The sequence below is a fragment of the Rhizobium sp. KDH_Rht_773_N genome (genome assembly GCF_052946295.1).
Window position 1 is genome coordinate 1,097,436 of record NZ_CM129525.1, and the last position, 26,062, is coordinate 1,123,497.

At 60.9% G+C, this 26,062-nt stretch carries 26 protein-coding genes; 1 reads left to right on the forward strand and 25 read right to left on the reverse strand.

The window, feature by feature from the left end:
* Positions 1–101 precede the first annotated feature (101 nt).
* Entirely contained in the window at positions 102–1,463 is a 1,362-nt protein-coding gene (locus tag ACU8HS_RS05590; RefSeq protein ID WP_447015538.1) for an ABC transporter substrate-binding protein, read from the reverse strand.
* A 295-nt stretch (positions 1,464–1,758) separates the two neighbouring features.
* Here ACU8HS_RS05590 and ACU8HS_RS05595 point away from each other — a divergent pair, with 295 nt between their 5' ends.
* The gene (locus ACU8HS_RS05595; protein WP_447015539.1) at positions 1,759–2,784 is read left to right on the forward strand and encodes a LacI family DNA-binding transcriptional regulator; all 1,026 of its coding nucleotides are present in this window, start codon (positions 1,759–1,761) and stop codon (positions 2,782–2,784) included.
* A gap of 14 nt (positions 2,785–2,798) precedes the next feature.
* Here the strand turns inward: ACU8HS_RS05595 and folD are convergent, their stop codons facing one another.
* The 24 genes from folD to ACU8HS_RS05715 all read right to left on the reverse strand — a co-directional run bounded on the left by folD (position 2,799) and on the right by ACU8HS_RS05715 (position 25,811).
* A complete protein-coding gene (gene folD, locus ACU8HS_RS05600) occupies positions 2,799–3,698 on the reverse strand; it encodes a bifunctional methylenetetrahydrofolate dehydrogenase/methenyltetrahydrofolate cyclohydrolase FolD (protein ID WP_112570831.1) in 900 nt (299 codons plus the stop codon).
* A gap of 120 nt (positions 3,699–3,818) precedes the next feature.
* Positions 3,819–5,579: a succinoglycan biosynthesis protein exop gene (locus ACU8HS_RS05605; RefSeq protein ID WP_447015540.1), complete on the reverse strand. Its 1,761-nt coding sequence runs from the start codon at positions 5,577–5,579 to the stop codon at positions 3,819–3,821.
* A gap of 121 nt (positions 5,580–5,700) precedes the next feature.
* Positions 5,701–6,549: a WecB/TagA/CpsF family glycosyltransferase gene (locus ACU8HS_RS05610; RefSeq protein WP_112754783.1), complete on the reverse strand. Its 849-nt coding sequence runs from the start codon at positions 6,547–6,549 to the stop codon at positions 5,701–5,703.
* A gap of 288 nt (positions 6,550–6,837) precedes the next feature.
* A complete protein-coding gene (locus tag ACU8HS_RS05615; RefSeq protein ID WP_447015541.1) occupies positions 6,838–7,374 on the reverse strand; it encodes a hypothetical protein in 537 nt (178 codons plus the stop codon).
* On the reverse strand, positions 7,374–7,739 hold the full coding sequence (locus ACU8HS_RS05620; RefSeq protein ID WP_112570823.1) for a hypothetical protein: 366 nt from the start codon (positions 7,737–7,739) through the stop codon (positions 7,374–7,376). Before ACU8HS_RS05620 ends, ACU8HS_RS05615 begins: the two co-directional genes overlap by 1 nt.
* An 11-nt stretch (positions 7,740–7,750) precedes the next feature.
* Positions 7,751–8,317 (reverse strand): rod-binding protein, encoded by a 567-nt coding sequence (locus tag ACU8HS_RS05625; protein WP_112570821.1) that lies wholly within the window; start codon positions 8,315–8,317, stop codon positions 7,751–7,753.
* A gap of 34 nt (positions 8,318–8,351) precedes the next feature.
* The gene (locus tag ACU8HS_RS05630; protein WP_112570819.1) at positions 8,352–8,762 is read right to left on the reverse strand and encodes a hypothetical protein; all 411 of its coding nucleotides are present in this window, start codon (positions 8,760–8,762) and stop codon (positions 8,352–8,354) included.
* A gap of 6 nt (positions 8,763–8,768) precedes the next feature.
* Positions 8,769–9,521 carry a flagellar biosynthetic protein FliR gene (fliR, locus tag ACU8HS_RS05635; RefSeq protein WP_112570817.1) on the reverse strand — a complete coding sequence of 251 codons (753 nt, stop codon included), beginning with the start codon at positions 9,519–9,521 and terminating at the stop codon, positions 8,769–8,771.
* The gene (flhA, locus tag ACU8HS_RS05640; protein ID WP_112570815.1) at positions 9,518–11,605 is read right to left on the reverse strand and encodes a flagellar biosynthesis protein FlhA; all 2,088 of its coding nucleotides are present in this window, start codon (positions 11,603–11,605) and stop codon (positions 9,518–9,520) included. The genes fliR and flhA overlap by 4 nt, the downstream gene beginning before the upstream one ends.
* Before the next feature lie 117 nt (positions 11,606–11,722).
* Positions 11,723–11,989 carry a flagellar biosynthesis protein FliQ gene (gene fliQ, locus ACU8HS_RS05645; protein ID WP_112570812.1) on the reverse strand — a complete coding sequence of 89 codons (267 nt, stop codon included), beginning with the start codon at positions 11,987–11,989 and terminating at the stop codon, positions 11,723–11,725.
* Positions 11,990–12,075: 86 nt separating this feature from the next.
* Positions 12,076–12,570: a flagellar hook assembly protein FlgD gene (gene flgD / locus ACU8HS_RS05650; protein WP_112570810.1), complete on the reverse strand. Its 495-nt coding sequence runs from the start codon at positions 12,568–12,570 to the stop codon at positions 12,076–12,078.
* Positions 12,561–13,010, reverse strand: coding sequence for a flagellar biosynthesis repressor FlbT (gene flbT / locus ACU8HS_RS05655; protein WP_112570808.1), 450 nt, complete (start codon positions 13,008–13,010; stop codon positions 12,561–12,563). The genes flgD and flbT overlap by 10 nt, the downstream gene beginning before the upstream one ends.
* Positions 13,007–13,354 carry a flagellar biosynthesis regulator FlaF gene (flaF, locus tag ACU8HS_RS05660; protein ID WP_112570806.1) on the reverse strand — a complete coding sequence of 116 codons (348 nt, stop codon included), beginning with the start codon at positions 13,352–13,354 and terminating at the stop codon, positions 13,007–13,009. The genes flbT and flaF overlap by 4 nt, the downstream gene beginning before the upstream one ends.
* A 36-nt stretch (positions 13,355–13,390) precedes the next feature.
* Complete coding sequence (locus ACU8HS_RS05665) at positions 13,391–14,437, reverse strand: flagellar hook-associated family protein (RefSeq protein WP_112570804.1); 1,047 nt, start codon at positions 14,435–14,437, stop codon at positions 13,391–13,393.
* Between the two features lie 3 nt (positions 14,438–14,440).
* On the reverse strand, positions 14,441–15,895 hold the full coding sequence (gene flgK, locus ACU8HS_RS05670; protein ID WP_447015542.1) for a flagellar hook-associated protein FlgK: 1,455 nt from the start codon (positions 15,893–15,895) through the stop codon (positions 14,441–14,443).
* Positions 15,896–15,914: 19 nt separating this feature from the next.
* Positions 15,915–17,210, reverse strand: a complete 1,296-nt coding sequence (locus ACU8HS_RS05675; protein ID WP_112705589.1) for a flagellar hook protein FlgE — start codon at positions 17,208–17,210, stop codon at positions 15,915–15,917.
* Positions 17,211–17,337: 127 nt separating this feature from the next.
* Positions 17,338–18,009 (reverse strand): transcriptional activator Rem, encoded by a 672-nt coding sequence (gene rem, locus ACU8HS_RS05680; RefSeq protein WP_112570798.1) that lies wholly within the window; start codon positions 18,007–18,009, stop codon positions 17,338–17,340.
* 280 nt (positions 18,010–18,289) lie between these two features.
* On the reverse strand, positions 18,290–18,853 hold the full coding sequence (locus ACU8HS_RS05685; protein WP_447015543.1) for a lytic transglycosylase domain-containing protein: 564 nt from the start codon (positions 18,851–18,853) through the stop codon (positions 18,290–18,292).
* Positions 18,795–20,249: a flagellar hook-length control protein FliK gene (gene fliK, locus ACU8HS_RS05690; protein WP_447015883.1), complete on the reverse strand. Its 1,455-nt coding sequence runs from the start codon at positions 20,247–20,249 to the stop codon at positions 18,795–18,797. Before fliK ends, ACU8HS_RS05685 begins: the two co-directional genes overlap by 59 nt.
* 4 nt (positions 20,250–20,253) lie before the next feature.
* On the reverse strand, positions 20,254–21,552 hold the full coding sequence (motC, locus tag ACU8HS_RS05695) for a chemotaxis protein MotC (RefSeq protein ID WP_447015544.1): 1,299 nt from the start codon (positions 21,550–21,552) through the stop codon (positions 20,254–20,256).
* A gap of 4 nt (positions 21,553–21,556) precedes the next feature.
* Positions 21,557–22,825: a MotB family protein gene (locus ACU8HS_RS05700; RefSeq protein ID WP_112755011.1), complete on the reverse strand. Its 1,269-nt coding sequence runs from the start codon at positions 22,823–22,825 to the stop codon at positions 21,557–21,559.
* Positions 22,822–23,460, reverse strand: coding sequence for a hypothetical protein (locus tag ACU8HS_RS05705; RefSeq protein WP_112705586.1), 639 nt, complete (start codon positions 23,458–23,460; stop codon positions 22,822–22,824). The genes ACU8HS_RS05700 and ACU8HS_RS05705 overlap by 4 nt, the downstream gene beginning before the upstream one ends.
* Before the next feature lie 197 nt (positions 23,461–23,657).
* A complete protein-coding gene (locus ACU8HS_RS05710) occupies positions 23,658–24,611 on the reverse strand; it encodes a flagellin N-terminal helical domain-containing protein (RefSeq protein ID WP_112571045.1) in 954 nt (317 codons plus the stop codon).
* Between the two features lie 291 nt (positions 24,612–24,902).
* Positions 24,903–25,811 carry a flagellin N-terminal helical domain-containing protein gene (locus ACU8HS_RS05715; protein ID WP_112570788.1) on the reverse strand — a complete coding sequence of 303 codons (909 nt, stop codon included), beginning with the start codon at positions 25,809–25,811 and terminating at the stop codon, positions 24,903–24,905.
* Positions 25,812–26,062 lie beyond the last annotated feature (251 nt).

Sequence of the window (26,062 nt, forward strand, 5' to 3'; positions counted from 1 at the left end):
TGTCTGGGCGCGGGATCCGGCACGACCGGGCTCCCCCTCCGGAACCCGGCCGCTCATTCCGGTGATGCCGCCGGCTGCCCGGCGGCATGGATTCAAAGGAGTTACTTGATGCCGTCCCAGGCGCTCTGGATTTCGGCTGCGGCATCCTGAGCGGATTTGCCGCCGACGAAATCGACCATGCCGGTCCAGAAGGCGCCGGCGCCGATCTTGCCGGGCATCAGGTCCGAACCGTCGAAGCGGAAGGTGGTGGCCGAGGTCAGGATCTCGCCTTCCTTCTTCATCTGATCGTTGGCATAGGCATCGACATTGACGCCCTTGTACGGCGTCAGGAAGCTCGACTGCGCCATCCAGACCTCATGCGCGATCGGCGTCTTCAGGAAGTCGATGAAGGCGCGGGCCGTCGGAGAATCCTTGGCGATGGAGACGAGCGTGCCCGCACCGAGAACCGGCTTGCCGAGGTCGGCATGCGAGGCATAGGTCGGCATATAGAAGAAGTCGGCATCGGTGCCGAGCTTCGTGCCTTCCGGGAAGAAGGACGGGATGAACGAAGCCTGGTGATGCAGGTAGCACTTCGGCGGAACGGCGAAGAGGCCCTTCGGGCTGTCGCGGAAGTCGGTCGAAGCGACAGCCGCAACGCCGCCGTCGACATATTTTTCGTTCTTGGCGAACTTGCCGAATTCGTCGATCGCGGCAACGACGGCCGGATCGGTGAACTTCACTTCGTTGGTGGTCCACTTGTCGTAGACGTCAGGCTTCTGCATGCGCAGCATGATGTCCTCGACCCAGTCGGTCGCCGGCCAGCCGGTCGCGCCGCCGGAACCCAGACCAATGCACCAGGGAACGCCGCCGTCCTTGACGATCTGGTCGGTCAGGGCGTGCAGCTCTTCCATGGTCGTCGGGACCTTGTAGCCCGCTTCCTCGAAATTCTCAGGCACGTACCAGACGAGCGACTTCACGTCGGCCTTGTACGGGAAGGCGAAGAAGGCCTCCTTGCCGTCCTTGCCCTTGTAGGTGCCGTAGCCGACCCAGCTGTCGCCGGCGCCGTAATTGTCCTTGACCCATTTCGATGTGTCGTCGCCGAGCGGCGTCAGGTAGCCCTTGCTGGCGAGATCGGCGAGCAGGCCCGGCTGCGGCAGGACCGCGATGTTCGGAGGCGAGCCGGCCTGCGTGTCGATGACGATCTGCTGCTCGTAATTTTCCGAGGAGGAATATTTGGCGTCGATGCCGGTGGCCTCGACGAAATAGGCGAGAATGCTCTGGAAGAAGGCTTCGTCTTCGCCGCGCCAGGGGCCGAAGATCGTCAGCGGCTGCCCCTTCAGGTCGGCATGCGCAGCCTTGAAGTCGTCATAGCTCTTCCAGTTGAACTTGGCGTCCTGGCCCGGAGGGAATTTCAGATCCGCGGCCGACGCAGCGCCGGCAAAAAGCGCCGCAAGTGCAACGCCCATCAGGAATGACTTTTTCATGTGATCAACCTCCCATCACAATCCGATAGCGCAGAATTTCATTCAAAGGAAATTTCAAAGCGCTTTGACAAAGCAACTCATTCACTTTCGCTGGAATGAAGTCAAGCCATTTTGCGAAAACGGCGGGAATACCGCCACTATATCGCTTTGCAGCAAGGCTTAATGGGGAATATGGAGCGATTTTCCTTGAGTCAAGCGCAGCAGATGCTACATATTTGAAAGCGCTTTGGGAGCCATTGGGAGGTGGCGGCCATTATTTGACGGCCACAGGGCAGGCCGGGAGGAAGCATAGCAGGTGAATCTCAAACAGCTATCGGAATTGCTGGGGCTTTCGCAGACGACCGTGAGCCGCGCGCTCAACGGCTATCCCGAGGTCAACGAGGCGACCCGGGAACGCGTGCTCCGGGCAGTCAAGGAAACCGGATATCGGCCGAACAAGGCCGCCCAGCGTCTTGCGACCGGCAAGGCCGGCTCGATCGGCCTCGTCATGCCGACGGCGCCCGGCCATCAGTCGGACGTGCATTTCGGCGAGTTCCTGACCGGGCTCGGCGAGGAAGCCGTGCGCCACGACTTCCACTTCGTCATCATGCCGGCCGACCCGGACGATGAGGTGGCGGCACTGCGGCGCCTGGCGATCAGCGGCAATGTGGACGCGCTCTTCGTCGCCTATATGCGCGGCCACGACCCGCGGCTCGCCATGCTGAAATCGCTTTCCATGCCCTTCGTCGTGCACGGCCGCTCCTTCGGTTCCGAGCCGGATTATCCCTATCTCGACATCGACAACGAGGCCGCCTTTTACGATGCGGCGCGGCTGCTGCTGCAGCTCGGCCATACGCGCTTTGCGCTGATGAACGGGCCGGCGCATCTCGACTTCGCCATTCGCCGCAGGAACGGCCTCGTTGCTGCCCTTAACGAACGCGGGCTGGAGCTGAAAGAGGACTGCACGAGCCATACCGTGATGTCGGACGAAGAGGGGCTGATCGCCATGGAGCGCTTCCTGCAGCTTGACGAGCGGCCGACCGCCATCCTCTGCTCCAGCACGGTGCTTGCGCTTGGCGCGATCCGGGCCGTCAATCAGGCCGGGCTGAAACTCGGCGAGGATATCTCGCTGATCGCCCATGACGACGTGCTGCCGCTGCTGAAGCCGGAGAATTTCTCGGTGCCGCTGACGACCACGCGCTCGTCGCTGCGCGCCGCCGGCGTGCGCGTCGCGCAGCGGCTGATCGGCACGGTCAAACAGGCAGGCCCCTTCCCGGAGCAGGAACTCTGGAAGACCGAGCTGATCGTCAGGGCCTCGACAGGCCCTGCCCCGCAGGGTTGAGCGAAAGAGCCTGATCAGAAGGCCGGCGCAGTCAGCCCCGCCGAACGATGAGCGGCAATCACCGTATTGGCCATCAGCATGGCGATCGTCATCGGGCCGACGCCGCCCGGAACCGGGGTGATGACGGCGGCAACCGGGGAGACTTCCGCAAAGGCGACGTCGCCGACGAGCCGGGTCTTGCCCTCGCCCCGTTCGGGAGCCGCGATGCGATTGATGCCGACGTCGATGACGGTGGCGCCGGGCTTGACCCAGTCCGCCCGGACCATTTCCGGGCGGCCGACGGCAGCCACGAGGATATCGGCGTTGCGGCAGATTTCCGAAAGGTTCTTCGTGCGCGAATGCGCGATCGTCACGGTCGCATTGGCATTCAGCAGCAGCTGCGCCATCGGTTTGCCGAACAGGTTGGAGCGGCCGATGACGACGGCATTGAGGCCCGAAAGGTCCTCGCCATGGGTACGGCGGACGAACACCATGGCGCCGGCCGGCGTGCAGGAAACGAGACCCGTCTTCAAATCGCCGGTCGCAAGCTTGCCGGCATTGACGACGCTCAGGCCATCGACATCCTTTTCCGGCAGGATCGACTGGATGATCGGTTCGCTGTCGAGATGTTTCGGCAGCGGCAGCTGCACGAGAATACCGTGGATCGAAGCGTCCGCATTGAGCGAGGCCACGAGTGCGGCCAACTCCTCCTGCTTCGTCTCGGCGGGCAGCGTGTGCTGGACGGACTTGAAGCCGCACTCCTTGGCCATGCGGCTCTTGGAACCGACATAGGTGTGGCTTGCCGGATCGTCGCCGACGATGATGACTGCAAGACCCGTGCGGATGCCCTTGGCGGCTTCGAGCGCGGCATTTGCCGATTTCACGGTTTCGATTACCGAAGCGGCAACCTGCTTGCCATCGATTACAGTCGTCACGCGTCTTCTCCGCCCAATTTCGCGCCAGTCTATTCGCCCGCAGCGGGCATGATTTCCCGATAACGCCCTATCACGTCTAAAAACGGCAAATGCAAGAGCAATCTGTGGCCCGGCGCTCGTTTACTGCGAGGCCTTGTAGGCGTGAAAGCGGTCGCGCAGGCTGGCGATCTGCGAGCGCAGCGCGTCGACTTCGCCGGCCGCCTGCGGGACCGGCGCCGGCTGGGGAGCCCTCGCCAACGCCGTAGCCTGCGCGTGTTCGGGCTCAGGCGCACGGAAGGGAGCCGGGACCTGCGCCCGTTCGGGCTGCCGGCGGAAGAGGCGCGGCAGGAAAGCCAGGCCGAGGCCCAGCGCCAAACCGGCAAGGCCGCCAAGCAGGGCGCTGAAACCGAGATTGTTGTCGCCGGAAGCCGGCAGGAGTAGAGCGGGCCTCGCGACCGTGACCCTGCCATCGCCGATCGCACCTGTCGTGGAAACCTCCTCTTCCAGGCGCGAGCGGGCGGCAGACGCCTTCTCCCGCAGTTCGGTCAGCCTGGCGAGATCGACGCCGGTATCGCGGCTCTGGGCGATCAGTGCGTTGCGGCGGTCGCTGAGCTGCCTGCGTGCGTCAACGGCAGCCTTGGCCGCCGCATTCGCGTTCTGGGCAAGGCGCGCCAGTTCCTTGCCGATACTGTCTTTCAGACCGTCGACCTCGGATTGCTGCTGGAGCAGGCGCGGATGACGCGGCCCGAGATCGGCGGAAAGCTGGGCCAAGGCCGTCTTGGCGATCGCATATCGGTCGCGCAGATCCTGCAGGGCGGGCGAGATCATATCCGGAAGGAGCGAGCCTTCCAGCACGTCCGCGAGCTTGGCGGCTTTCAGCTTGTCGGCCTGGGCCTTGGCGGCCAGGATATTCTCGTCGGCTTTCTTCAGGTCGGCATCGAGCCCGGCGATCTGGTGCTGCAACTGGGTCGCGACCTTGACGTTGCCCTCGCCGTTCTTCTGGCTGAAGGCCGCAAGGTCTGCCTGGGCCTGGTCATTTTCCCTCTTCAGGGCAGCGGCCGTCTCGGCCGCCTTGCCGGTGGCGCTGCCGCCGGTCACGGCGTCCGACAGACGCGTGGCGATGCGCGTCGACTTGTTGGCATCGCCAGTCGTCACCATCAGGCGGATCGTGCCCGCCCGATCGTCGGGAACAACCGCCACGGCAGACTTCAGCGCCGCCTCCGCCCGCGATGCCGGATCGGCGGCCGCACCGCTGCCGGAGAGAAGATCGAAGGCCACGCCAAGCGCATTGGCGTTGTTGCCGGCAAATTCCGGATCGCGGTCGAGCTTCAGGGCCGCAACGGCAGAGGCGATGACCGGTGCCGAAGAGAGCCTTCTGGCCGTATCTCCGACGAGCACGGCCCGATTGCCCGCGCCTGCATCCACGACAAGCGTCGTTTCTGCCGTATAGAGCGCCGGCGAGACCGGCATGAGAATGGGGACGACAGCGCCGCCGGACGAGAGGGCCGCCACGACAGCAGCGCTTCCGACCCAGTTCGGGCGCCGTCCCTTGCGCGGAACCGTCGGAACGGACGCTTTCTCCACGGGAGCGACGTGGTGGACCTCGGTCAATTGCGGCCGTGGCGCAGGCACGGGACGAGCCGGTTCAGGCGCGGAGGCGATATCGTTTGCAGCCTGAAGACGCGAACCAAGGATGGTTTCGATCCGGTCCACCAGCGGCTCGGTCTGCCGTGCCTTCGCACGCTGTTCGTCGAGCAGCCGGCCTATGGCGCGCAGAAGTTCGGCTTCGGAAGGACGGATCTCCGGCGGAGGGAAGCTGTTTTCGGCATGGCTTTGCCGCTGGCCGCGGGGAGAAGCGGTTGCGCGATCATGGAAACTGTTCTTCGCCCTGGAATCGTGCATTGGCGTCACATCTCACGCGCATGATGGCCGAGTTCGCTCAACCGCGGCGACGCGGATGATTAAGCTACTCTAAATATACATGGCAAAGAAATGGTTAACCGGAGCCTGCAAAAATCCGCAATCAGCCGGCTTTCTTGATCTGCTCGATTCTCTTCTGTTCGCCTGAAGCGTGTATCCGTTCATCCGGCTGACCGAGAATGCGCGCACGCCGGCTGAAACGATACTGGAGAACCCGGAAAAGGAAGACCGGAATACCGATAATATAGCGCCGCCACAGGCGCGCCGGTTCCTGCACCAGACGATAGGCCCATTCCAGACGCATCATGCGCACCGTTTTCGGCGCGCGGGGGACGGCGCCCGAAACGAAATCGAAGAGCGCGCCGACCGTCAGCACGAGCCTTGCATGATCGGCGCGGATATTCTGGTGAACCCATTTTTCCTGCAGCGGCGTGCCCATGCCGACAATCAGGATATCGAGTTTCTGGCGCTCCACCTCGGCGATCACGGGTTCGGGATTGGCCTTGTCGAAGAAGCCGTCGGAGATGACGACAAAATCATGCCAGGGCGCGTGCCTGGAAAAGTTCTCGGCCGCCTTCTCGACGACCGGCCGCGCGCCGCCGATCAGGCCGATACGGCGCGGTGTCTCCATGAAGGTCAGGAGGGCCGGCACGAAATCGGTGCCGTTCAGGTTGGCGGGAAACGGCGAACCATGCGCGACCTGCGATGCGATATTGAGGCCGATGCCGTCAGGCAGCACGAGATTGTGCGACATCAACTGATAATATTCGTCGTCGCGCAGCGCCGTCAGCATGTTGTGGGCGTTGACGAAGCAAACCACGGTCTGCCCGACGGGAATGGAAGCCAGTTCGTTGATGAAGACCAGCGCATCATCCCAGCCGAGATCGCAGACCGGCAGATCGAAGATCGTCCGCCGCGATGCAAGCACCGCGAAGTTTGCAATCAAATTCATTCCAACCTCCTGCCGAAGGTGCGTCATGCGCCCGACATCCCGGAAAACGAACCCATCTTTCCGCAGCCGGGGTCCCGCAGGACCGGCAGCGTCCAGCCCGAGCGGCCTCCGCCACCCCTGCGGCGACGTCCTCCCAAGCCAGTGCCGTGTTTGTATCAGCTCGGCTTCAAACAACCCTTAGGAAAGAAGCTTGGATTTTCATGCGCGCCTAAGCGGTTCATTAACCAAGGCGAGAACGCAAAAACGGCGCCTTTCGGCACCGTTCTTTAACCGGGCGGCCGGAAGCCGTCAGTGTCCGGAGGACGGAGCGGGCGTTTCGCTCGCAGGCGCGGTCTCGACAATCTTGACCGGCGCGCCGACTTTCGCCGGCTTGCCGCCGGAGGGCACGTCTTCCTTGGAGAGATAGTCGAGCTGCTCCAGCATGACTTCGGCGACATAGTCGCCGCCGAGACGCTCGTTCATGCCCTTCTTGATTTCCTCGCGGAAAGCGGCGGGATCGAAGGCCTTGATATTGGTGACATCGACCATCTTGTTGCCGACGAGCAGGCTGAAAAGTTCGTCGGTCGTCATCTCCGTGAGCGGCAGGTTGAGCCCCTCGATCAAATCCTTATGCATCATGAAAGAGATGCGGCCGAGGAAATAGCCGTTGACCGCACCATTGCCGATGACAGGCACGGTGATCGTCTCGCCCTTCACCAGCTCAAGCGCGTTCTGCTTGGTATCGGCCACAGCCGGCGCCGGCGCGGTCGCCATGTTCACTGAGAAATAAACCGATGCCAGCGTAACCGCGCAGACCCAGACACCTGTGAGGACGAGCTTGATCATCAGGCATCCCGCGCGACAAACTGTTCCTGGGAATAGGTGCCGTCGGCATCGGCATCCTGCACGGCGTTCTTCAGAAGATCGGCAACGGCGCGAACCGCCTCCAGATGCGCTTCGACGCGACGCGCGTTCAGCGTGAGCTTCTTCTTCAGACCGTGAAGCTGGTCGAGATGCGAAGCAGCGAGTTCGGCCGGGTCGGTATCGCGGAAGAGCATCGAGAGTTCGTACAGGCACCGGCTCTTATGCGCGTTCGAGACCTTGAGATCGAACTGCGGATCGCTGCCGATCCGGTTGTTCTCATTGTCGATTATCATTTCGAGGCGTCCGAGAACGGATTTGATCCTGTATTCGTTCGAAACTATTTCCATCTTATCCTCGATTATGCGTCGCGTGTTGCGGACTTATTGTCGGCAGTCGGGGTGCCGAAGGTCTTGCGCTGAAATTCGTCGATCATGCTGAGTGCGGTCTTGCGGTCGTCTTCATCCGTGGAGGCGTTGACGATCTTGCCTTCCTGGCGGCGCAGCTGTTCGGAATACATCTGCTTGGCAATGCCGATGCCGTCGCCCTTGGCCATGACGTTGCCGAGCTGCTCGGCCATCATGCCCTTCCAGATGTCACCGGTCGCGCCCTTGCCGAAGACGTTTTCGGCATCGCTCGGCAGCATGGATTTCACGAAATTCTGCAGAACCATGGCCTCGAACTTCCGGTAGGTTTCCGGCACCTCCTCGGGCTTTTCGCGGTTCTGGATATTGTGCACGCCGCTCTTCTGCTTGAGATGGTCGAGAATATCGACCGCCGACGAAAAGCCGTTGCCGTTTTCGGCCAGGCTGGTTGCGGCAAAGGCCGCCCGGTTGGCCTTCAGCTTTTCCTGGGCAGCCTGAACCTCCATGGGGTCGGCCGCCTTGACGACGTCCATCACCAGATCGCTGGGGGGTGAAATAGCCACGTTACAATCCTCTAATGTAAGATCGTGGCGATTATTATTTTTGAAGCTTGCTGGAGGCTGGCGTTGCGAACTGCTGATCGATGACGTCATAGACGGCGTTGTCATCCGCCTCGCGACGCTCGGCCTGAAGGGCTTCGAGCATGCTTTCTTCCAGCCGGTCGCCCTTGGCGCGCTCACGCGTCAGGCGCATTTCGTGCACCTGCTGCATGCCCGTCAGCTGCTGGTCCTTGATGGTCAGCCTGCCGAATCGGTCGGCATAGCTCTGCGAAAAGGCGCGATGGACCGGGTCCAGCGAGCCAAGCGCAAGAATGGCGACATCCATGGCCGCATTGACTTCCGCGCGCTGGCGGGCGGTTTCCGCCAGGTCGTACTCCGCCATCTTCTCAAGATGACGCTGTACCGCGACCAGGCGCTTGAGCTTGTCGGACCGTTTCTTCTCGATCATCGCCCCTCACCTTCCCACGAATATGCCGGCAAATGACTGGCCGAACTGGCTGATCAGCGCAGCGATCGAGAAATAGAGCAGGAAGAGGCCGCCCATCAGCAGATAGGGCGTGGAGATGAAGTAGACCGGTATCTGCGGGGCGAGCTTGTTGATGAAGCCGATCGAAATGTTGAAGATCAGCCCGTAGATCAGGTAGGGGCTCGAAAGCCGCAGCATGATGTAGGTCGTCTGCTCCAGCGTATCGGTGAAGGTGATGAGCGTGGCGCGCAACTGCAGCAAGCCGCCGAAAGGCATGGTCGTGTAGGAATCGATCAGCGCGCGGAAGACGATGTGATGGAAGTCCATGATGAAGAGGACCATCAGGCCGGTCATCGTGATGAAGGCGGTCAGGCTGATTTCGGCCGAATCTTCGACGATATCGGTCGTGCTCGGCTGCGTATAGCCGACCATCATCGACACGATCGAGGCCGCAAACTGCAGGCCGAGCGTATAGAGGCGGGCCAGCATGCCGTACATGACGCCGATCAGCGATTCGCTGAAAATCAGGCCGATATAGGTGCCGGAACTGGTGTGAACGGACGGGTAGACCGTATCCCAGAGCACCGGCAGGACGGCCAGCGAAAGCGCGCCTGCGATGAAGACGCGCAATTGCTCGGGCACGCGGGCGGAGGAAAAACCCGGAAGGGTCAGCACGCAGCCGCCGATCCGGCAGAAAACCAGAAACAGCGCCAGAACTGTCCCTTGCGGGTCTGAAATCATGAAATCGAGCCCAGAATCTTGATTTCGATGCCCTTGGCCAGTTCCACATGCGAAAGAACGGGAAGCGTTGCGAAGAGTCGCTCGATGATCATGCGGACATAGGAGCGCGTTTCCGGTGAGGTGACAAGGGCGAAAGGCAGGCCCCTGTCCATGAATTCACGGATAACTTTCGTCGCCTGTTCGCTGAACTCCTCGAGCGTGCGCGGATCGATGTCGAATTCGACGACTTCGCCCTTGGCATCGCGCTTGAGCGCCTGATGGAAGGCCAGATCCCATTTGCTGCCAAGCCGCAGCACGCGCAGCACGCCGTTGTCGGCAAGGTCGCCGCAAAGCTGCTGGGCCATGCGGATGCGCACATGCTCGACGATCTGCTCCGTCTTGCGGACATGCGGGGCAAGTTCGGCGACCGCTTCGAGGATGAGGTGCAGGTTGCGGATCGAGACACGCTCGGCAAGCAGCAGTTTCAGCACCGCCTGCAGGCCCGAATAGGACATGTGCGACGAGCAGATTTCGTCGGCGAGCTTCTTGTATTCGGGATCGAGACGATCGATCAGGATCTTCACGTCCTTATAGGAGAGAAGCTGCGGCAGGTTGTTCCTGATGACCTCGCTCATATGGGTCAGCACGACGGAGACGTTGTCGATCGGCTGGAAGCCTTCGCGCTTGAGGTCGTCGGCGAAGTTTTCGAGGATCGAAACCGCCGGCATGCCGAAAGCGGGCTCGCGGATCTCGTCGCCCGGAATGCTCGGCTTGCGGCCGGCGCCGGTGACGACCAGAACTTCGCCGACACGCAGCAGGTTCGAGGCGACGGTCGTGCCGTGGATGCGGATCTGGTAGGACTTTTCGGGAATGCCGATATCGTCCGTCACCTTGATTTCCGGCACGACGAAACCGTACTGGGTGGCAAACTTCTTGCGCATCTTGCCGACGCGGAAGGCGAGTTCCTGATGGGCGCCGAGCAGGCGGGTCGAGACCATCTTGCCGAGAGCAAGCTCGATTTCCGACGTGCGCAGAACCGACTTGACCGAGTCCTTCTCGAGTTCCTTGTTCTGGACGACCTTCTTTTCCTCCGCCTCGCGGCGGATCTTGTTTTCAGCCTCGATCTGGCGCGGGATGAACCAGGCGCCGAAGGCGAGAAGGCTGCCGAGGAAGACGAAGGGCAGCGTCGGCAGGCCCGGCATCAGGCCGAGCACGAACATCAGCACGGCCGAAACGGAGAGCGCGCGCGGATAGCCGCTGAGCTGGTTGACGACCGCCTGATCGGTGGAGCCGACGGTGCCGCCGCGGGAGACGAGAAGGCCGGCGGCGAGCGAGACGATCAGGGCCGGCATCTGCGAGACGAGGCCGTCGCCGACCGACAGCTTGACGAAAACATCGGCCGCTTCGCCGATCGGCATGCCGTGACGGAAATAACCGATGATGATGCCGCCGAAGACGTTGATGGCGGTAATCAGAAGACCGGCAACCGCGTCACCGCGAACGAATTTCGAGGCACCGTCCATCGCACCGAAGAAGGAGCTTTCTTCCTCCAGTTCCTTGCGGCGGCGCTGGGCTTCCTTCTCGTCGATGATGCCGGCAGAAAGGTCGGCGTCGATCGACATCTGCTTGCCGGGGATGGCGTCCAGGGTGAAACGTGCGCCGACTTCCGCGATACGCGTCGCACCCTTGGTGATGACGATGAAATTGATGGTGATGAGGATCAGGAAGACGATCAGACCGATGACGAAGTCGCCGGACATGACGAGGCTTGCGAAGCCCGCAATCACGCCGCCGGCCGCATCGTGCCCCTCGTTGCCATGCGAAAGGATGACGCGTGTCGTGGCGATGTTCAGCGCCAGTCGCGTCATCGTCGCGATCAGAAGGATGGTCGGGAAGGACGAGAAATCGAGCGGCTTCTGGATCCACAGCGCGACCATGAGGATCAGCACCGAGAAGGCGATCGAGAATGCCAGGCCCATGTCGATCAGGAACGGCGGGATCGGCAGGAAGAGGATACAGATGATACCGACGATGCCCAAGGCAAAGCCGATGTCACGCATGCTGGGAGCGACTTTCGGAAGGGGTAGTGCAGGTGGTTGCGCCATAACGATTCCGTCTCTTCATGAGAGGAGGCGGACATCACAGTCCGCCCAGTTCGGATCGACAGTTAAATGGCGAAGCTTGCGCGAAGAATGCTTCGCCCAACCAGGAAAGGCTCCTGCTCAGAAACCGGACTGGATGCGCGAGAAGACCAGATTGGTGAAGATGGAAATCTGGGAGCCCACAAAGGGGGCGGATATGCCGATCGTGACCAGAACGGCAACGATCTTGGGCACGAAGGTAAGCGTGGCTTCCTGCACCTGCGTCAGCGCCTGGATGAGCGCGATCACGAGACCGACGACCATTGCCGCAATGACGGCGGGACCCGCGGCAACGAGAACAGTCCAGATCGCAGCCTGGAACAGGTCGAGTGCATCAGCTTCATTCATCGTCAGGCAACCTCATATCGCATTGAAAGCAGACAGCCCGGCTTAGCCGGACTGATATTTTGCGACATCATCCGAAGGGAATGATGTCAGACGCCATCCGTTTCGTCGGTGCCGCTGTCGTCACCGGTTTCATCCGAACCGCTATCGTCGCCCGAACCGTTGGTCGGGGCCGAATCGGCCAGCGAGATGCCCGGCTGGATGAGAATCTTACCGCCATCGTCGAGCGTTGCAATGAGGCCGTCCGAATAAACCTTGACGGATTCGACAATACCCTTGGTGCTGCCGTCGGCGCTTTCCATGTACTTGCCGATATAGCTGCTTGCCTGGGTCAGGCTGGAGCTCGTCAGCAGCGTGTCGAGCTTCTGGTTCGTCTGGATGGTCTGCTCGACCTGCGAGAAGCTCGCGAGCTGCGACATCTGCTCGCTGGCATCCATCGGATCGGTCGGATCCTGGTTTTGCATCTGCGCGACGAGCAGCTGCAGGAAGTTGTCGTAGTTCAGCGTCGCCTTCTGCTGGGCAGCGCTGGAGGAGCCATACGTGCTGCTGCCGGCACCGACTGCCTGAGTTCCGTCTACCGCCATGGTGCGATCTCCCTGCGAATCTGCTCGACCATGGTCGGCGGCAGCTCGTGATTGTTGAGAATACTGTCTTCGATCGGATAGAGAGCCCGGATCGCCTTCAGCGCATCGAAGGCGCGGCCGGTCGAGACGAGTGCGTCGATCCGCTTCAGCTCGGCGAGGATTTCCTCGTTCTTGAAGCAGGTGAGCAGCATCGTGATCGACTTGCGGAACATGGCGGTGGAATGTTCCTTGCCCTCGGGGTTGATGAGGATCATCTGGGCGATGAAGTAGAGCTGGCGCAGCGGCGTGGTCGCGCCTTCCGGCTGCAGCACGTGGTTTTCGAGAAGGAACGTCACATCATTCAGGAATTCCAGCGCGACCTTGCGGTCGACACGCAGGACGGCGCCGTTGATGAAGATTCTTTCCCCGGCTTTCAGAGAAATGCGAAGTGTACTTTTCATTTAAGTCCATCCCTGATGATGGTGGTAACGTCGATAATGCCCTGGTAGTTATTCGACTGACGTTTTCTAATTCTGTCGCATTCCTTCAATATCCAGATCGCGATCGAGATGAGGTTGGCCCTGAGCTCGACTTCCAACTGGTTGTCGGGATGTTTCAAATCCTCGATGAAGCTGATCCACACCCTTCGCGTATAGAAGAGAGCTTCAATGGCCTCCCGGCTGTACTTCTCCTTGTCGCGCGCCGCCGAAAGCAGTTCGATCGAACGTTCGAGAACCTGCCATTCCCGCTCTTTCGCGTCGGCAACCGAGTCTTGCATGACCTCGGCATAAGAGAACTGATACATTCATGCATCCTTCTTTATATTGCGCGCCTTTGATCATCAAAGGTAGTTCACGAGGCTCAGCTGCTGGATCTTCGATACGATCGTGTAAGCGGTTTCGAGCTGTGTTTCCAAAGTCTTGACGAGCGTCGAGGCCTCGTAGGGATCGACGCCCTGGATATCGACGAGCTTGGTCTGCATGATGTTGGCCTGAGCGTCGAGGGCGTCATTCGCCTTCTCCACGCGCTCCTGCGACAGGCCGAGCTGGCTCGCCTGGGTCACGATCCCGGTGGTCGCGCGGGTCGTGTAGGTGATCGCCATCGACGAAACCTTGCTCATCGCATCCGTGCTAAGGTTCTGACCGAACAGCGCAGAGGTCATGACCGTTGCGAGAGCGAAGTAACGCATGCCTTCGGAATTGGCGCTGGTCGAGGATTCGACAACTTCCGAATTGCTGATACGGCTCGTCATGTTCTGGCTGGATGCCTTGGACCAGCCGGTCGTCGGATCGGTCCAGGCCGCTTCGCTGAACATCGGCTCGACCTCGGTTTCGATGAAGGTCTTCATCTCGTCGCCGGTGATCTCGTTCACCGGCTTGCCGAGCGTCAGCGCGTAGGCGTTCAGCCTGTTGGTAATTTCAGTCGTCGTCGCAGCCGTCTTATCCGTCAACGGCTGAATATCCGTGTTGATGCCGGCGAAGAGATATTCGCCGTTCACCATGGAATTCGACGTATCCATCATGGTCGAGAGCGCACTGGTCGCCGACTGGATGGCAACCGTGACGCTGCCCGGATCATGGCTGCTCTGCAGCGCGGTCAGCTTGGACAGGAAACTGTCGCCGGCCTTCTTCATCTTGTCGAGACCGGTCTGCGCCGATTCCATGCGGGCATCGACGAGAGCGTTGCTCAGCTTGATCGATTTGATCCGGTCGACTTCACGTGTAAAATCAATGCTTTTGGCCGCGTAACCGCCAAGCGACACACCAATGTCGGCATAGACGCCTGTCGTCGCTTCCATCGTCGCCTTCGTCATCTGGTTCTGCGCCTGGCGGATCGTCAGCCGCATGGCGTTCTGGATGGCCGAACTTGAAATAAATGAGCTTTTCATGGCTTAACTCGCAATATCCAGCAATGCTTTCAACATCTCGTCGACGGCGTTCAAAATCTTGGTCGCCGCCTTGTAGGACTGCTCTATATCGAGAAGAAGCGTCAGTTCCTCGTCGAGGTTGACGCCGGTTTCATTGGAATAAGCTTCATCGGTTCGCGCCGCGGCAGCCTGGGTGTTTTCCGCTGCCGTGGTCGCATCGCTGCGGTTCTGCTCGAGCCAGCCGATGGAATTGGTGGCAAAGGTCAGAATGCTGATATTCGAGTCGAGGCCAGTCGATGCGTCGAACGGGATGCCGGAATCCATCGCCGTGTAGAGGCGGTCGAGTTCTGCGGTATAACCGCTCGAACCGTCCGGGTTCGCCGCCGTACTCGAGGCGTTTATGTTACCGTCACGCAGCCGCATGGGATCGCCGCCCTTGGAGGTGACGACACGGTCATTGATCGCGATCGTTCCCGCAATGCCGTTGATCAGCGTTCCGGCCGGCGGGACCCCCCCTGCGACTCCGGTCGTCGGGTCTGTCCAGACGAAGAGGCCGGGATTGCCGTCCTCCTGGTAAAGATTGACAAGACCGCGGGCGACCTCGTCGAGCTGGCTCTGGAACTTCGGCGCAATATCGTCGCGGATCTGCAGGAGCGAGGCCAGGCTGCCCTGCGCGTTGGTCGAGGCGCCCGAACCCGTATTGACGGCAACGCCGTCGATATAGACCTTGTTGCCGACCGTGCCCGCCGCATAGGACTGCGTCGGCTCGAAACTCACCGCGCGCGGGATCGTCTCGAACAGGGTCGTGCCATCGGCCGTATAGAGCACCATGTCGTTGTTATCACGCGTCACCGTCGACACGCCAACGATCTGGTTGATCTGCTTGAGGACCTTTTCGCGCTCGTCGAGAGCGCTCGACGGGTCCTCGTTGCCGGCCGTCGCCTTCTTGACGGCATTGTTGGCCGTTTCGAACTGCTTGAGCAGGCTGTTCAGCGAATCGACCTGGTTCTTGATCTGCTTGTCGGCGTCGGCGCGCTGCTCCTGCACCGCCTTGGAGGCATTGTTCAGCGAGGTTACGACGTCCTGCGCCGCCGTGATCGCGCCCTGGGCAGCGATCAGATCGCCAGGGGTGGCGCGGAAGGTGCCGAGCTTGTCGCGGAAGGTGCGCAGAGCCACTTCCGGCGACGTTTCGTTGTCGTTGCCGCCCATGATCGACTTCAGGTCCTCAAGGCCGCCCAGCAGGGTCTGCTGGGCGCTGTCCTTCGAGGACGCCTTGAGATACTGTTTCAGCAGCGCATCTTCCTGCGCGCGGCTGATCTTGACCACCTGAGCGCCACCCAGCGAGGTGGTGAGCATCGCCTGCCGGCGCACATAGTCCTTGTTGCCGGCATTCGAGATATTGTTCGATACGATGCTGCTCTGCGCGCCCGTATTGTTGAATATGCTCTGCGCGGTATTAAGTGCCGAAGTGAGCGACATGGCTTACCCGTTACCCTGATTAACGCTTGAGGTTGACGAGGACGTCCATGAGATCGGAACCCGTCTGGAACACCTTGGAGTTGGCGGTGTAACTGCGCTGGGATTCGATCATTTCCGTCAGCTCGCCGGCGAGATCGACATTCGAGCCTTCGAGAGCACCGGCCTGGATCTTGCCGAAGCCGCTGGTCTGCGGGAAGCCGGTGACGGTGACGCCCGACCTGCCGTTGGCAGAGTAGACGTTGCCGGTCATCAGCGTCAGCAGGTCGGGGCTCGGCACGTTGGCGAGCGGAATCTGGAAGACCGGCTTGGTGCTGCCGTCGTCATACTTGGAGTAGACGATACCGTCTGCGTCGATGGTGATGTCGACCGGCGAATTTGCGCCCTGGCCGTCGACGTTACCCGTGCCGGAAAAATTGTCGCCGACCTGGGAGAGGTCCAGATTGAGGTCGATGGTAAGGCCCGTCGCCGGATCGGTGATCGTCGAATTGGCCGTCGAGGTCATCTTGCCCTTGTCGTCAAAGAAGATCGTCTTGGTCGCGACCGGGCCGGAGCTGTACGGGAAGGAGCTGGTGCCCGTCGTGGCCTTGTCCGCGTTGCGGAACACAGCCATTTCCCACTGATATTCCTGGCCCGGAACGGTCGGCGTCGGCGCCGGCACCTTGGTGAAGTAGATGTCGTACATCACCTTGCTGCCGAGCTTGTCGTAGGTGACCATCGAATACTTCTGGGTGTTCGTCGTCGTGGGGTCTACCGCAGCGTTTGCGCTCGGCCACGTATCGGGGTCGGTAACGACGGTCGCACCGGGCTTGAGGTTGCCGGTCCAGGTACCGTTCGACGTCGCAATCGCTTCCAGCTTCTGGTCGCCGAGAACGTTGATCGGAACAAGACCGTCGAAGCCGTTGACGACGACCGCCGGGGCGGAAGCCCCCCAGGGATAACCCATGAGCGTGAAACCTGCGGAGTTGACGAGGTTGCCGTTGTCGTCCTTGGTGAAGTCGCCGGCGCGCGTCAGAACCGGAACGCCGTCGGCGCCCTGAACGATGAAGAAGCCGTCACCGGAAATCGCGAGATCGTAGCCGGAGGTCGTGTAGGAAATGTCGCCCTGGTCGGAGACAGCCTGGCGAACCGTCGTGGTCACGCCGCCCGAGCTGTAGTTGCCGGACGTGGAAGGCAGAACCAGCGACGAGAACGCGGTCGAAACAGCCTTGTAACCGGTGGTGTTCACGTTCGCGATGTTGTCGGAGACGGTGCTGAGGCGGTTTGCCTGCGCGTTCATCCCCGATACTGCCGTCTTCATGCTGCCGAAAATGCTCATCTGAAAACCTCGTTTTGCCTGTTAAGTGCAACAGTATTTGGCGGGCCTTGCGTGAAGCTGTCTGTCATGCCGGGTCGCCGGCCGAAATATTCCGGCTTTCCCGCGCGGCACGACCCGCGCCGAAAAATCAATTCCAATCAATGCAATAGCCAAGGAAGCGCTTGGAATCGACCGGATCGACACCGAGCTTCTTGCGCAGCTTCTTGCGCAGCTTGGAAATGTGGCTTTCGACGACGTTTTCTTCGACTTCCTCATCGAAAATGCCGTAGATCGCATTGAAGATCTGGGTCTTGGTGACACGACGGCCGCGATTGGCGATCAGGTATTCGAGGATGCGGCGCTCGCGGCGCGGCAGGGCGAAGACTTCGCCGTTGATTTCCGGATCGCGCCCGTCCGAGAAGACGCGGATGGCGCCGATGTCGGTGTAGTTCGCGATCGCCTTCAGGCGACGACGGATGGCTGCGGCGCGTGCGAGAATCTCACGCGGATGCACCGGCTTGCGTACAACGTCGTCCACGCCGCAATCGAAAAGGGCAAGCGTGTTTTCGAGCGACGGCTGGTCGCTGACCGCGATCACGGGCGCCATCGAGCGATCCCTGATCGCACGCGGCAATTCCATGGCGCGCTGCCCCTGGCCGATCAGGAATGCCTCGACGGCCGCGATATCCGAATCAGCCGCCGTCTGCACCCATTCGCCGAATTCATTGGGATCAAAGCCGGTCGAGGGAATGCCCTCACGGCCAAAGAGAGAAGTATAACCATCCTTCACGAGCTCACGCTCATCAACCACTACGATCATTCGTCCGCCTCCGAATCAGTGTGGCACATCGATGATCTATGGGTACGAATCGCGCGAATCAGCGGCAACTCGGGAAAGTTAATGGCAGAAATTAATAATTGATTAAGAATTGGGTACCGATTTGATCTACATATAGTAGGTCGCCGGCGTTATGCACACAAAAGTTTCGTGGAAAAGTTAACAACCGCTTAATTACGCCTTGCAAGCAGGAATCATGCCGGATTCTTGCCACACTCTGACACAGTTCGGACATAATTGGTGAATTCAATTATTAATTGAATTAATTTCCGCAGAAATTGCTCGCATTGGGAGTCCACTTGCCGTAGCCGGTGGCGACCAGATTTGCGATGACGCGGCAGACATATTGCTTCTGCGCCGGATTGTTGTTCGGTCCTGCGTGGTATCTGGCTACCGCCATCGTCCATGTTTCATGACGGTCGTGCAGGTTGCGAAGGAACTTCGCGGCATATTCCACGTTGCGGTGAGGATCGAACATTTCCTCCACGGAGCTGAAGTTTTCGCCGTGGAAATAGTGGTTGATCTGCATACATCCGATGTCGATAAGCTTCGCGCCGTCTCTGCTGGCAGTGTCGAATTGCCGCAGCGCCGCCTGCTCGGAAGGCGGGAACAACGCCTTCCCCTCGACATTCATGGCATAGGGATAGAGCGATCCCTTGCGCCCGGTTTCCGTCAGGCCCACGGAATAGAGGATGCCTTCCGGGATCCCGTATTTGGCCGCAGCGGACTGGATCTCGCGCTCGCAGGCGCCGGTGGAGGCCGATGCGCTAGAGGTAAACGCTGCCAGAGCGGTTGCCGCCAGCGTCGACAGCAGAAGCGTTCTCAACACCGTTCCTGCCCGCACCATTGAAGCCTCCGTCCGTCTGCTGTGCTGTCTGGTTCTGGCGCTCGCGCGCCTCGCCGCCCTGCCCCTGGCCCTGCTGGGCAAGCGACTGCTGCTGGGAAGCCTGCCCCTGGCCGTTGGCCTGGCTGCCGGTATCGGCTCGCTCCACCGGAGCCATGCTGATGGTCACGTTGTCGACCGCGTAGCCCTGGCTGCGCAGCGCTTCGAGGATCTTGCCGTGGTCTTCCTTGAGCTGGCGGTAGGCAGTGCCCGTCTCGACCTTGAGATCGACGTTCAGCGTCTCGCCGGAAAGGCGCATCGTCGCCGTGACCAAACCGAGGTCGATCGGGCTCATCTGGATCTTGAGCGTATTGACCACCTTGCCGGTGCTCGTCCATTCGGCGGCATTCGACAGGGCCGAGCTCGGCTGCATGGCGCGCGCCCATTCGCTGTCGCCCGACAGGGCCGCGGTCACGGTCGCGGAATTCTGGTTCTGCACCAGGCCGAGATAACGGCGGGATTCCAGAACGGAGACATTTTCAACGCTCGTCTTGCCCGCTTTTTCCGAACCCGGCTGTTCGGTGCCGATCTGCATGTCGATCGACTGGCCGCGGCCATCGGCACGGCTGAGCCTGAAGGTCTTGCCTCCGACGCTTTCGACATTCTCCGTTCCGGGAATGCGCGTGTCGTCGTGATGCGGGGCGACGGCGGCGAGCGCGTCCGACACATGCGCATCGGCCTTGACGCCATTTGTCCCTTCGGCTTTCGCATCCTTCTTTCCGGCCGTCGTGTTATCGGCCTTCGCCGTGGCGTGGTGCACGGATGCCTGAAGGACCGCTGCGGCATCACCCGGCTCCTTCTTCAGAAGGCCGAGGACATCGGTAATGTCGCCGTCGCCCGCTTCCGCATCGGCAGCCGGATCGGTGTCGGTAGCGGCGGGAAGCACGTTGCCCTTGGCAGGCTTGGCGGTCTTGCCGGTCATCACCTGGGCCGCGGTCTCGGCCGCCTGATCGGACGTGTCCGGCTTGCCGAGCCCAAAGACCGCCGCATCCTTTTCCTGATCCCTGATGGATTTCGCGGGCGTCTTGCCGGCATTCGCGATTGTTCCGGCCTGCACGTTCGCCTGTCCCTTGAGCGAAGCATCGTTGAGATCGATCAGCGGTTTCGGATTGCGGCTGCGCAGGTCGCGCGCCACCGTGTCCGCGCTGTCGTGGCCGGCCTGCTGCCCGGACGTATCGACCGTATCCGCATCCTGCTCGTTGCTGCCGGCCTTGGAGAGGACATCCGAGAAGCCGCCGTTCTGATCCGAAGCCTCGCCTTTGCCGGCCCCCCGGCCGGATCTTACGGACGCAGACGCATCCGTGCCGGGCGTTCCGCCCGAGACGCTGATATCCATCATCATCTTACTTGCCTTCTTGGGCCAGGAGACCGTCGATTTCGTCGAGCTTGGATCGATTGGTCGTCACGAAAGAGGTGAATGAAGGGTCGGCATCCTGGCCTCCCGAGCCAGCGGAAGCCGCGCCTTCGACAACAGGTTCCGGAGCAGCGCCCGGCGCCCCTTCCGGTTGCGCAGCCGTGGCGGCTGCGGCCTGTTCAGAAGTAATTTCTTGATTAGGATTATTAGGGGTTGAGCCTTGCGTCAGGCTTGCCGGATCGGGAGCCCGCAATATCTGCTCGGCGACCGATCGTGCGGCTGCCTGCAGCGCCTGATCCTGCGGCGAGAGCGAGGCGCCCGAGATATTGGCGATATATTTGGCGGCCTGGTCAATATCGTCGGTCGGCACGTTCGCCATGCCGTTATAGAAATCGGCAAGCGGCCCAAACGGATTGTCCGTCCCCTCGCCCAGCGACTGGACGCGCTGGGCAGCCATGCGGGCGAGGTCGGGCTTTCCGGCGATGGCGGCAGCGCGCGCCACGCGCAGATAGACCTCGCGCTGGCGCGGGGCATCCATGAAGGAGAGGATATCGACGACCGCCTGCGGATTGACATCGTGATTGTGGCTGACGATCAGCTTCACGAAGAGATCGGCGAACTGGCTGGCATAGGGCGAATGCAGGAAGCGGCGGACGTAGCGCTGCGAATAGGCAAGCCCCTTGTCGACCTCTCCGGTTTCGACGCAGATGGCAACCGAGCGGCGCAGCGCCGCCTCCTCGACGATGGTGCCGGGCGCATTGAGCCGCGCCCGGTCGTAGAGGGCAAGCGCATCAAGCGGCCTGGTGGCAATCAGCACATTGCCGCCGATCAGCGCCAGATAGGGGCCGATCTTCTTGCCATCATATTCCCTGGCGGTTTCTTCCAGCGTCTTGGAGACCAGCAGGCCCTTGCCGCTCAGATATTTCCGCAGCACATCGGTGACGCGATTGTCGAAGTAGCCGTTGACGTCGTGGGAAACGAGATATTCCAGCGTCTGCGGATTGCCGCCGCTCATCACGTAAATCAGCGCGGCATCGACATTGCGGTCATCGTCATAAACGGACGGATCGACGGTGCGCAGGCGCTGGTCGATCTTGCCGAGCATGAAGCGCTGCATCTCGCCGGCGGAATGATCGCCCGTTACGACCGAATCCTGAACGAACTGCAGGGAGCGCAGCATCTTGTACGGCGCGAGATCGTCCGCGTCTGCGGCGTGACCGACGGCAGGCGACATCAACGCCAGGCCGAAGAGCGCATATCTGAAATAGCGATGCTGCCTCAGCGCCATGCGACTATCCTTGATCTGCCTGTACGAGAATCTCGATCCGGCGGTTTGACGCGTTATAGGGGTCGTCGGGCAGCTTCAGGCGGCGGTCGGCAAAGCCGGAAACCTGGGAAATACGCTTCTCGTCGAGACCGCCGCGCACGAGCATGTAATAAGCGCTCTGCGCACGGTCCATCGAAAGCCGCCAGTTCTCGTTGAGACCGCCCTTGAACTGCCGCCCGTCGGTATGGCCGCGAATGGCGACAGCTCCGCCCCGCTCCTTCAGGATTTCGCCGATCTTCTGCATCGCGAGGACCATTTCCGGACGCGGCACGGCAGAACCGATGTTGAACATGGAGTCGTCGTTCTGGTCGGAAATGCTCACCAGCAGGCCGCCTTCGGACGCCGTCACCGTCAGGCCTTCGGCCAGCTTGCCGGCAACACCGGAAATCTGCTGGGCGATTTCCTGCTGCAGTTCCTTGGCCTGCTGCTGTTCCTCGGCCTGCTTCGCCTCTTCGGTCTTGTCGGCGTCCTTGGTCTTGTCCGCCTGCTTGTCCTGCTTCTTCTCGGCCTGTTTCTCTGCCGAGGCTGCCACGGCTGCGCTATTGGCATCCTTGCTCAGCAGCGTGGCCGGCTTGGAATTTTCCGCCTTGGCAAGCTCGTTCGGTTCAGCCTTCGAATCGAGCGGCGAAGGCTGCTGCGGTTTGCCGGCGGTCGTCACTTCGACCTGCTTGGTCCAGAAATCCGGATCGAAAGGATCGCGATAGGCCTCGCCGCCATCCGCACCGGTCGCCGGGCCGGAATCGGCGGCGCCGCCGTCACCCTTGGCGCTGACATTTGCCTGCTGGCCGACTTCCTGGGCGATCTCGGCGAGAACCGAATAGGGATTCTCGAAGAAATCGGCTTCCGAATAATTGGTCTTGTCGCCGGAGGTCGAGGTCTGGTCGTCGCCGTCGGCGGCGGACTTGCCCTCGTTCGGATTCTCTTCCTTCTCCTTCGACTTTTCCTGGTTCTGCTCGCCCTCGGCCTGATCGACGGGCTTCTTCAAGCCCTTCTCGGTCGGCTTTTCATCCGAGAGCTTGATCGGGTTGAAATAGGTCGCGATCGAGGCCTTGGTTTCCTCGTTGGCGGCGTTGACCAGCCACATGACGAGGAAGAAGGCCATCATTGCCGTCATGAAGTCGGCATAGGCGATCTTCCAGGCGCCGCCATGGGCGCCATCGTGATCCCCGCCGCCATGTTTCTTGACGATGACGATCTCGTTCTTGCCGTGATGATGATTTTCGCCGTCGCTCATTCGGAAACTTTCTTCAAGCTAGCCGCCCAGGCGGAAATACGGGTCACGAGTACGGTTTCGCCAATCTCGGCAGCAAGGTCGACATCATCGGCCTCGTGATGGCGCACCAATGCGGCATGTTCTCCGAGTTCGCCCTTGAGGATATCGAAAAGCTTGGCCGGGCCGCGCACGACGATCGGCGCCGCGGCACCGTCGAGGATTGCCTCGCGCAGCAGGACGGCAAGATTTTCGGTCGCCTTCCTTGCCAGCGCTTCGGTCATGATCGGCGCGATTGCCGTGGCGGTCGCCTCGCTGACGAGCGTGGCGATCTCTTCGGCCATGTCGCGGATGCGCGAAGCGATCACGGCGGCGGCCTCGATCTCGTAACGGAGCTTCAGCTCTTCGATCTCGCGGGCATGCGCGGCGGCGGCGGCCTCGGCTTCGCGTTCGTATTTTTCGGTCAATTCCAGGGTTGCGGCCGCGAAACCTTCGGAATGGGCCTCGCGCCGTTCCGCCTCGATGTCGATTTCGGGCTCCTGCGGCAACTCCGCAAATACGGAGGCGGTTTCGGCGGCGAAATCATCTACATCGATGATCGGCGCCGAGGGACTCGGCTCACCGAAATCCTTCAAATACCGGGAAAGCATAATGCTCATAAAAAACCGTCCAGTATTCGGGAAGCACGCGGCATGCCCCCGCTTGAAAAATGACCATCGTCCTTGCCGGCGTGCCGTTCCGGTTCGGGAGAGGCTCGGGGCCTGTCGCCGGCATGGATTCGGACACTGCCTTCATGCCGGAAACTAGAAACCCAAACTTGCGCGAGGATGAATGGTGCCGCCCCCGCGCTCGCGCCTTATTCGAGCAGGATGAGAATCTTGCTGGCGGACGTATTGAGGATGGAAATCGCCTCGACGGCCATCTGCTTCTGCGTTTCGATCGCCTTCTGGCGGGTCGAAGCCTCGTCCATATCGGTATCGACGAGGGCGCCGACGCTCTTGTCGACGGCGTCGGACAGATCCGCGGTATAGTCGATCTGATCGTCGATACGAGCCTTCATGACACCGATCCCCGCTGCCGAATTCGTGAGCTGCTTGAGCATGGCGTCCGTGGCCGTCAGCATATCCATCAGCTGCGAGTCGGTGGTGGACTTGCTGATGGAGATTTCCGTGCCGGTCGCCGGCGTTCCGGAATTTACGTTCAGCAGATAGTAGTTGCGGACCGGCGTGCCGTCGGGATTGCCGTTGACATCCTTGGTGAACAGGCCGCCGCTGGCATTGTTCCTGTCGATCAGGATGGTCTGGGACGACGGAAAGTCGATCGTCTGCGCCTGATATTCGCCTGTCGGGGCGCGCACGAAGCTGCCGATGATCTGCCACTGCGGGGGGGCGGCTGGCTCGCCGTTCAGGAGCCAGTTTTCGCCGGCGAAGGCCGTGCCTTCGACCATCGTCTGGAGCTGGTTCTTGTATTCGGTGATTTCGGCGTTGATCTTGTCCTTGTCGGCGCCGGGCTCACGGGCGGCAACCAGCTTGGCTCTGAGATCGCCGAGAAGATCGATCGCGGAATTCATCGCCGTATAGGTCGCGTCGACCTTGGCGGCACCGAGGCCGAGCGCATCGCCAATGGTGCCGAGGTTGGTGCTGTCGGCGCGCATCACGCTCGCGATCGACCAGTAGGTCGCATCGTCGGCCGCAGTTGCCACGCGCTTGGCCGTGGAAATCTGCTGCTGTACGTCGGACGATTCTTTGTTGATGCTGCGCAGCACTGCAAGCGCACTCACCGCGGCCGCGTTGGTAATCTTGACGGTCATCGACATGGTCTCGGAAAGGTGAAGGGATCAGGCCGGTTTTGCCGGCAGCGACTGAACTGGCTTCATGCCTCCCGGGCGGGTTCCCGCGCCGGTGCGTCGCAAAACAAATCAACTTGCGGCAACGTTAACCCGATATCAACCAGTTTCGCAAGAGCGGAATCGGGGATCGAAACGAGTGTGGCGACTTCTCTGCAAACCATTGAAATAAAAGAAAAACCGCGCCATTTCGGCGCGGTTTCCAGGATGCCGCGAACTGGCGGCGCAAGGTTTGGTCCAGCTTCAGCCGCCGCCTTAGCTGCGGAAGAGCGTGAGGACGTTCTGAGCGCTGGAGTTTGCAATCGAGAGCGACTGGATCGCCAGCTGTTGCTGTGTCTGCAGCGCCGTGAGCCTGCTCGATTCCTCTTCCATGTCGGCATCGACGAGACGGCCGACACCCGAGTCGATCGAGTCGCCGAGGGCCGCGACGAAGTTTTCCTGCAGCTCGATGCGGTTGGAGATGGAGCCGAGCTGAGAGGCTGCCTTCGTCATTGCCTCCAGGCCCGCTTCGATTGCCGTCAGTGCCATAGCGATTTCCGTCTGACCGAAGGTGGTGATGTTCATGGTGTAGATCGAACCGATCGTGCCGTTGGAGGAGCCGATGATGCCGCTGCTCGAATCGATGGTGCCTGCCGTGGTCATGCCGAACAGGACGTTGCCGTTGGAGGCCGCGTTGAGGACATAGTCGGTCGTCTTGACCGAAACGTTGCCGTTGCCGTCGCGGACGAAGGTGGATACGACGCTCTTGGTCGAATTGCCGGCAACCCAGTTTTCGCCGGAGAAGGAAGCCGACTGGGAGATGCTCATGAGCTGAGCCTGAAGCTGGCTGATTTCTTCCTGGATCTTGGTCTTGTCGACGCCCTTTTCCGTCGCGGCAACGATCTTCGACTTGATTTCGCTGACCACGTCGATGGCGTTGTCCATGGCCGTGTAGGCCGTATCGACCTTTGCGGCGCCGAGGCCGAGAGCGTCGGAAACTGCGGAAAGGGCCTTGTTGTCCGAGCGCATGGTCGTTGCGATGGACCAATAGGCTGCGTTGTCTGCCGCCTTTTCAACGCGATAGCCGGAAGATACGCGGTTCTGGGTGTCCTGGAGACTGTTGCTGATACCGCGGAGGGTCTGGAGGGCGGCCATAGCCGCGACGTTCGTCAAAATGCTGGTCATGAAATGATTGCCCCTTGTTGGCAGACGTTAAAATAAAGGGACATTCGGGAATAGCGCCCGGGAACGACGATCAGCCTTCATGCCTGTTAACCCGTTCTTAAATTTGGTTAACTCGCCGTCTCGTTGAGACGCAGAAAACAGCAATATGGTTAATCAATCGTTAACAGAAATCAAAAAAAGCCGCGCTCCATCGAAGCGCGGCTCGATTTCCATGTGACCCGCCGGTTATCCGGCGGGTTATGTTTCGCGAT

What these genes read in the sequence shown, in the direction of transcription:
- ACU8HS_RS05590 (WP_447015538.1), bottom strand. Translation starts at nt 1,463, where the DNA reads ATGAAAAAGTCATTCCTGATGGGCGTTGCACTTGCGGCGCTTTTTGCC.
- ACU8HS_RS05605 (WP_447015540.1), bottom strand. Translation starts at nt 5,579, where the DNA reads ATGCACGATTCCAGGGCGAAGAACAGTTTCCATGATCGCGCAACCGCT.
- ACU8HS_RS05610 (WP_112754783.1), bottom strand. Translation starts at nt 6,549, where the DNA reads ATGAATTTGATTGCAAACTTCGCGGTGCTTGCATCGCGGCGGACGATC.
- ACU8HS_RS05615 (WP_447015541.1), bottom strand. Translation starts at nt 7,374, where the DNA reads ATGATCAAGCTCGTCCTCACAGGTGTCTGGGTCTGCGCGGTTACGCTG.
- ACU8HS_RS05620 (WP_112570823.1), bottom strand. Translation starts at nt 7,739, where the DNA reads ATGGAAATAGTTTCGAACGAATACAGGATCAAATCCGTTCTCGGACGC.
- ACU8HS_RS05630 (WP_112570819.1), bottom strand. Translation starts at nt 8,762, where the DNA reads ATGATCGAGAAGAAACGGTCCGACAAGCTCAAGCGCCTGGTCGCGGTA.
- fliR (WP_112570817.1), bottom strand. Translation starts at nt 9,521, where the DNA reads ATGATTTCAGACCCGCAAGGGACAGTTCTGGCGCTGTTTCTGGTTTTC.
- flhA (WP_112570815.1), bottom strand. Translation starts at nt 11,605, where the DNA reads ATGGCGCAACCACCTGCACTACCCCTTCCGAAAGTCGCTCCCAGCATG.
- fliQ (WP_112570812.1), bottom strand. Translation starts at nt 11,989, where the DNA reads ATGAATGAAGCTGATGCACTCGACCTGTTCCAGGCTGCGATCTGGACT.
- flgD (WP_112570810.1), bottom strand. Translation starts at nt 12,570, where the DNA reads ATGGCGGTAGACGGAACTCAGGCAGTCGGTGCCGGCAGCAGCACGTAT.
- flbT (WP_112570808.1), bottom strand. Translation starts at nt 13,010, where the DNA reads ATGAAAAGTACACTTCGCATTTCTCTGAAAGCCGGGGAAAGAATCTTC.
- flaF (WP_112570806.1), bottom strand. Translation starts at nt 13,354, where the DNA reads ATGTATCAGTTCTCTTATGCCGAGGTCATGCAAGACTCGGTTGCCGAC.
- ACU8HS_RS05665 (WP_112570804.1), bottom strand. Translation starts at nt 14,437, where the DNA reads ATGAAAAGCTCATTTATTTCAAGTTCGGCCATCCAGAACGCCATGCGG.
- flgK (WP_447015542.1), bottom strand. Translation starts at nt 15,895, where the DNA reads ATGTCGCTCACTTCGGCACTTAATACCGCGCAGAGCATATTCAACAAT.
- ACU8HS_RS05675 (WP_112705589.1), bottom strand. Translation starts at nt 17,210, where the DNA reads ATGAGCATTTTCGGCAGCATGAAGACGGCAGTATCGGGGATGAACGCG.
- rem (WP_112570798.1), bottom strand. Translation starts at nt 18,009, where the DNA reads ATGATCGTAGTGGTTGATGAGCGTGAGCTCGTGAAGGATGGTTATACT.
- fliK (WP_447015883.1), bottom strand. Translation starts at nt 20,249, where the DNA reads ATGATGGATATCAGCGTCTCGGGCGGAACGCCCGGCACGGATGCGTCT.
- motC (WP_447015544.1), bottom strand. Translation starts at nt 21,552, where the DNA reads ATGGCGCTGAGGCAGCATCGCTATTTCAGATATGCGCTCTTCGGCCTG.
- ACU8HS_RS05700 (WP_112755011.1), bottom strand. Translation starts at nt 22,825, where the DNA reads ATGAGCGACGGCGAAAATCATCATCACGGCAAGAACGAGATCGTCATC.
- ACU8HS_RS05705 (WP_112705586.1), bottom strand. Translation starts at nt 23,460, where the DNA reads ATGAGCATTATGCTTTCCCGGTATTTGAAGGATTTCGGTGAGCCGAGT.
- ACU8HS_RS05710 (WP_112571045.1), bottom strand. Translation starts at nt 24,611, where the DNA reads ATGACCGTCAAGATTACCAACGCGGCCGCGGTGAGTGCGCTTGCAGTG.
- ACU8HS_RS05715 (WP_112570788.1), bottom strand. Translation starts at nt 25,811, where the DNA reads ATGACCAGCATTTTGACGAACGTCGCGGCTATGGCCGCCCTCCAGACC.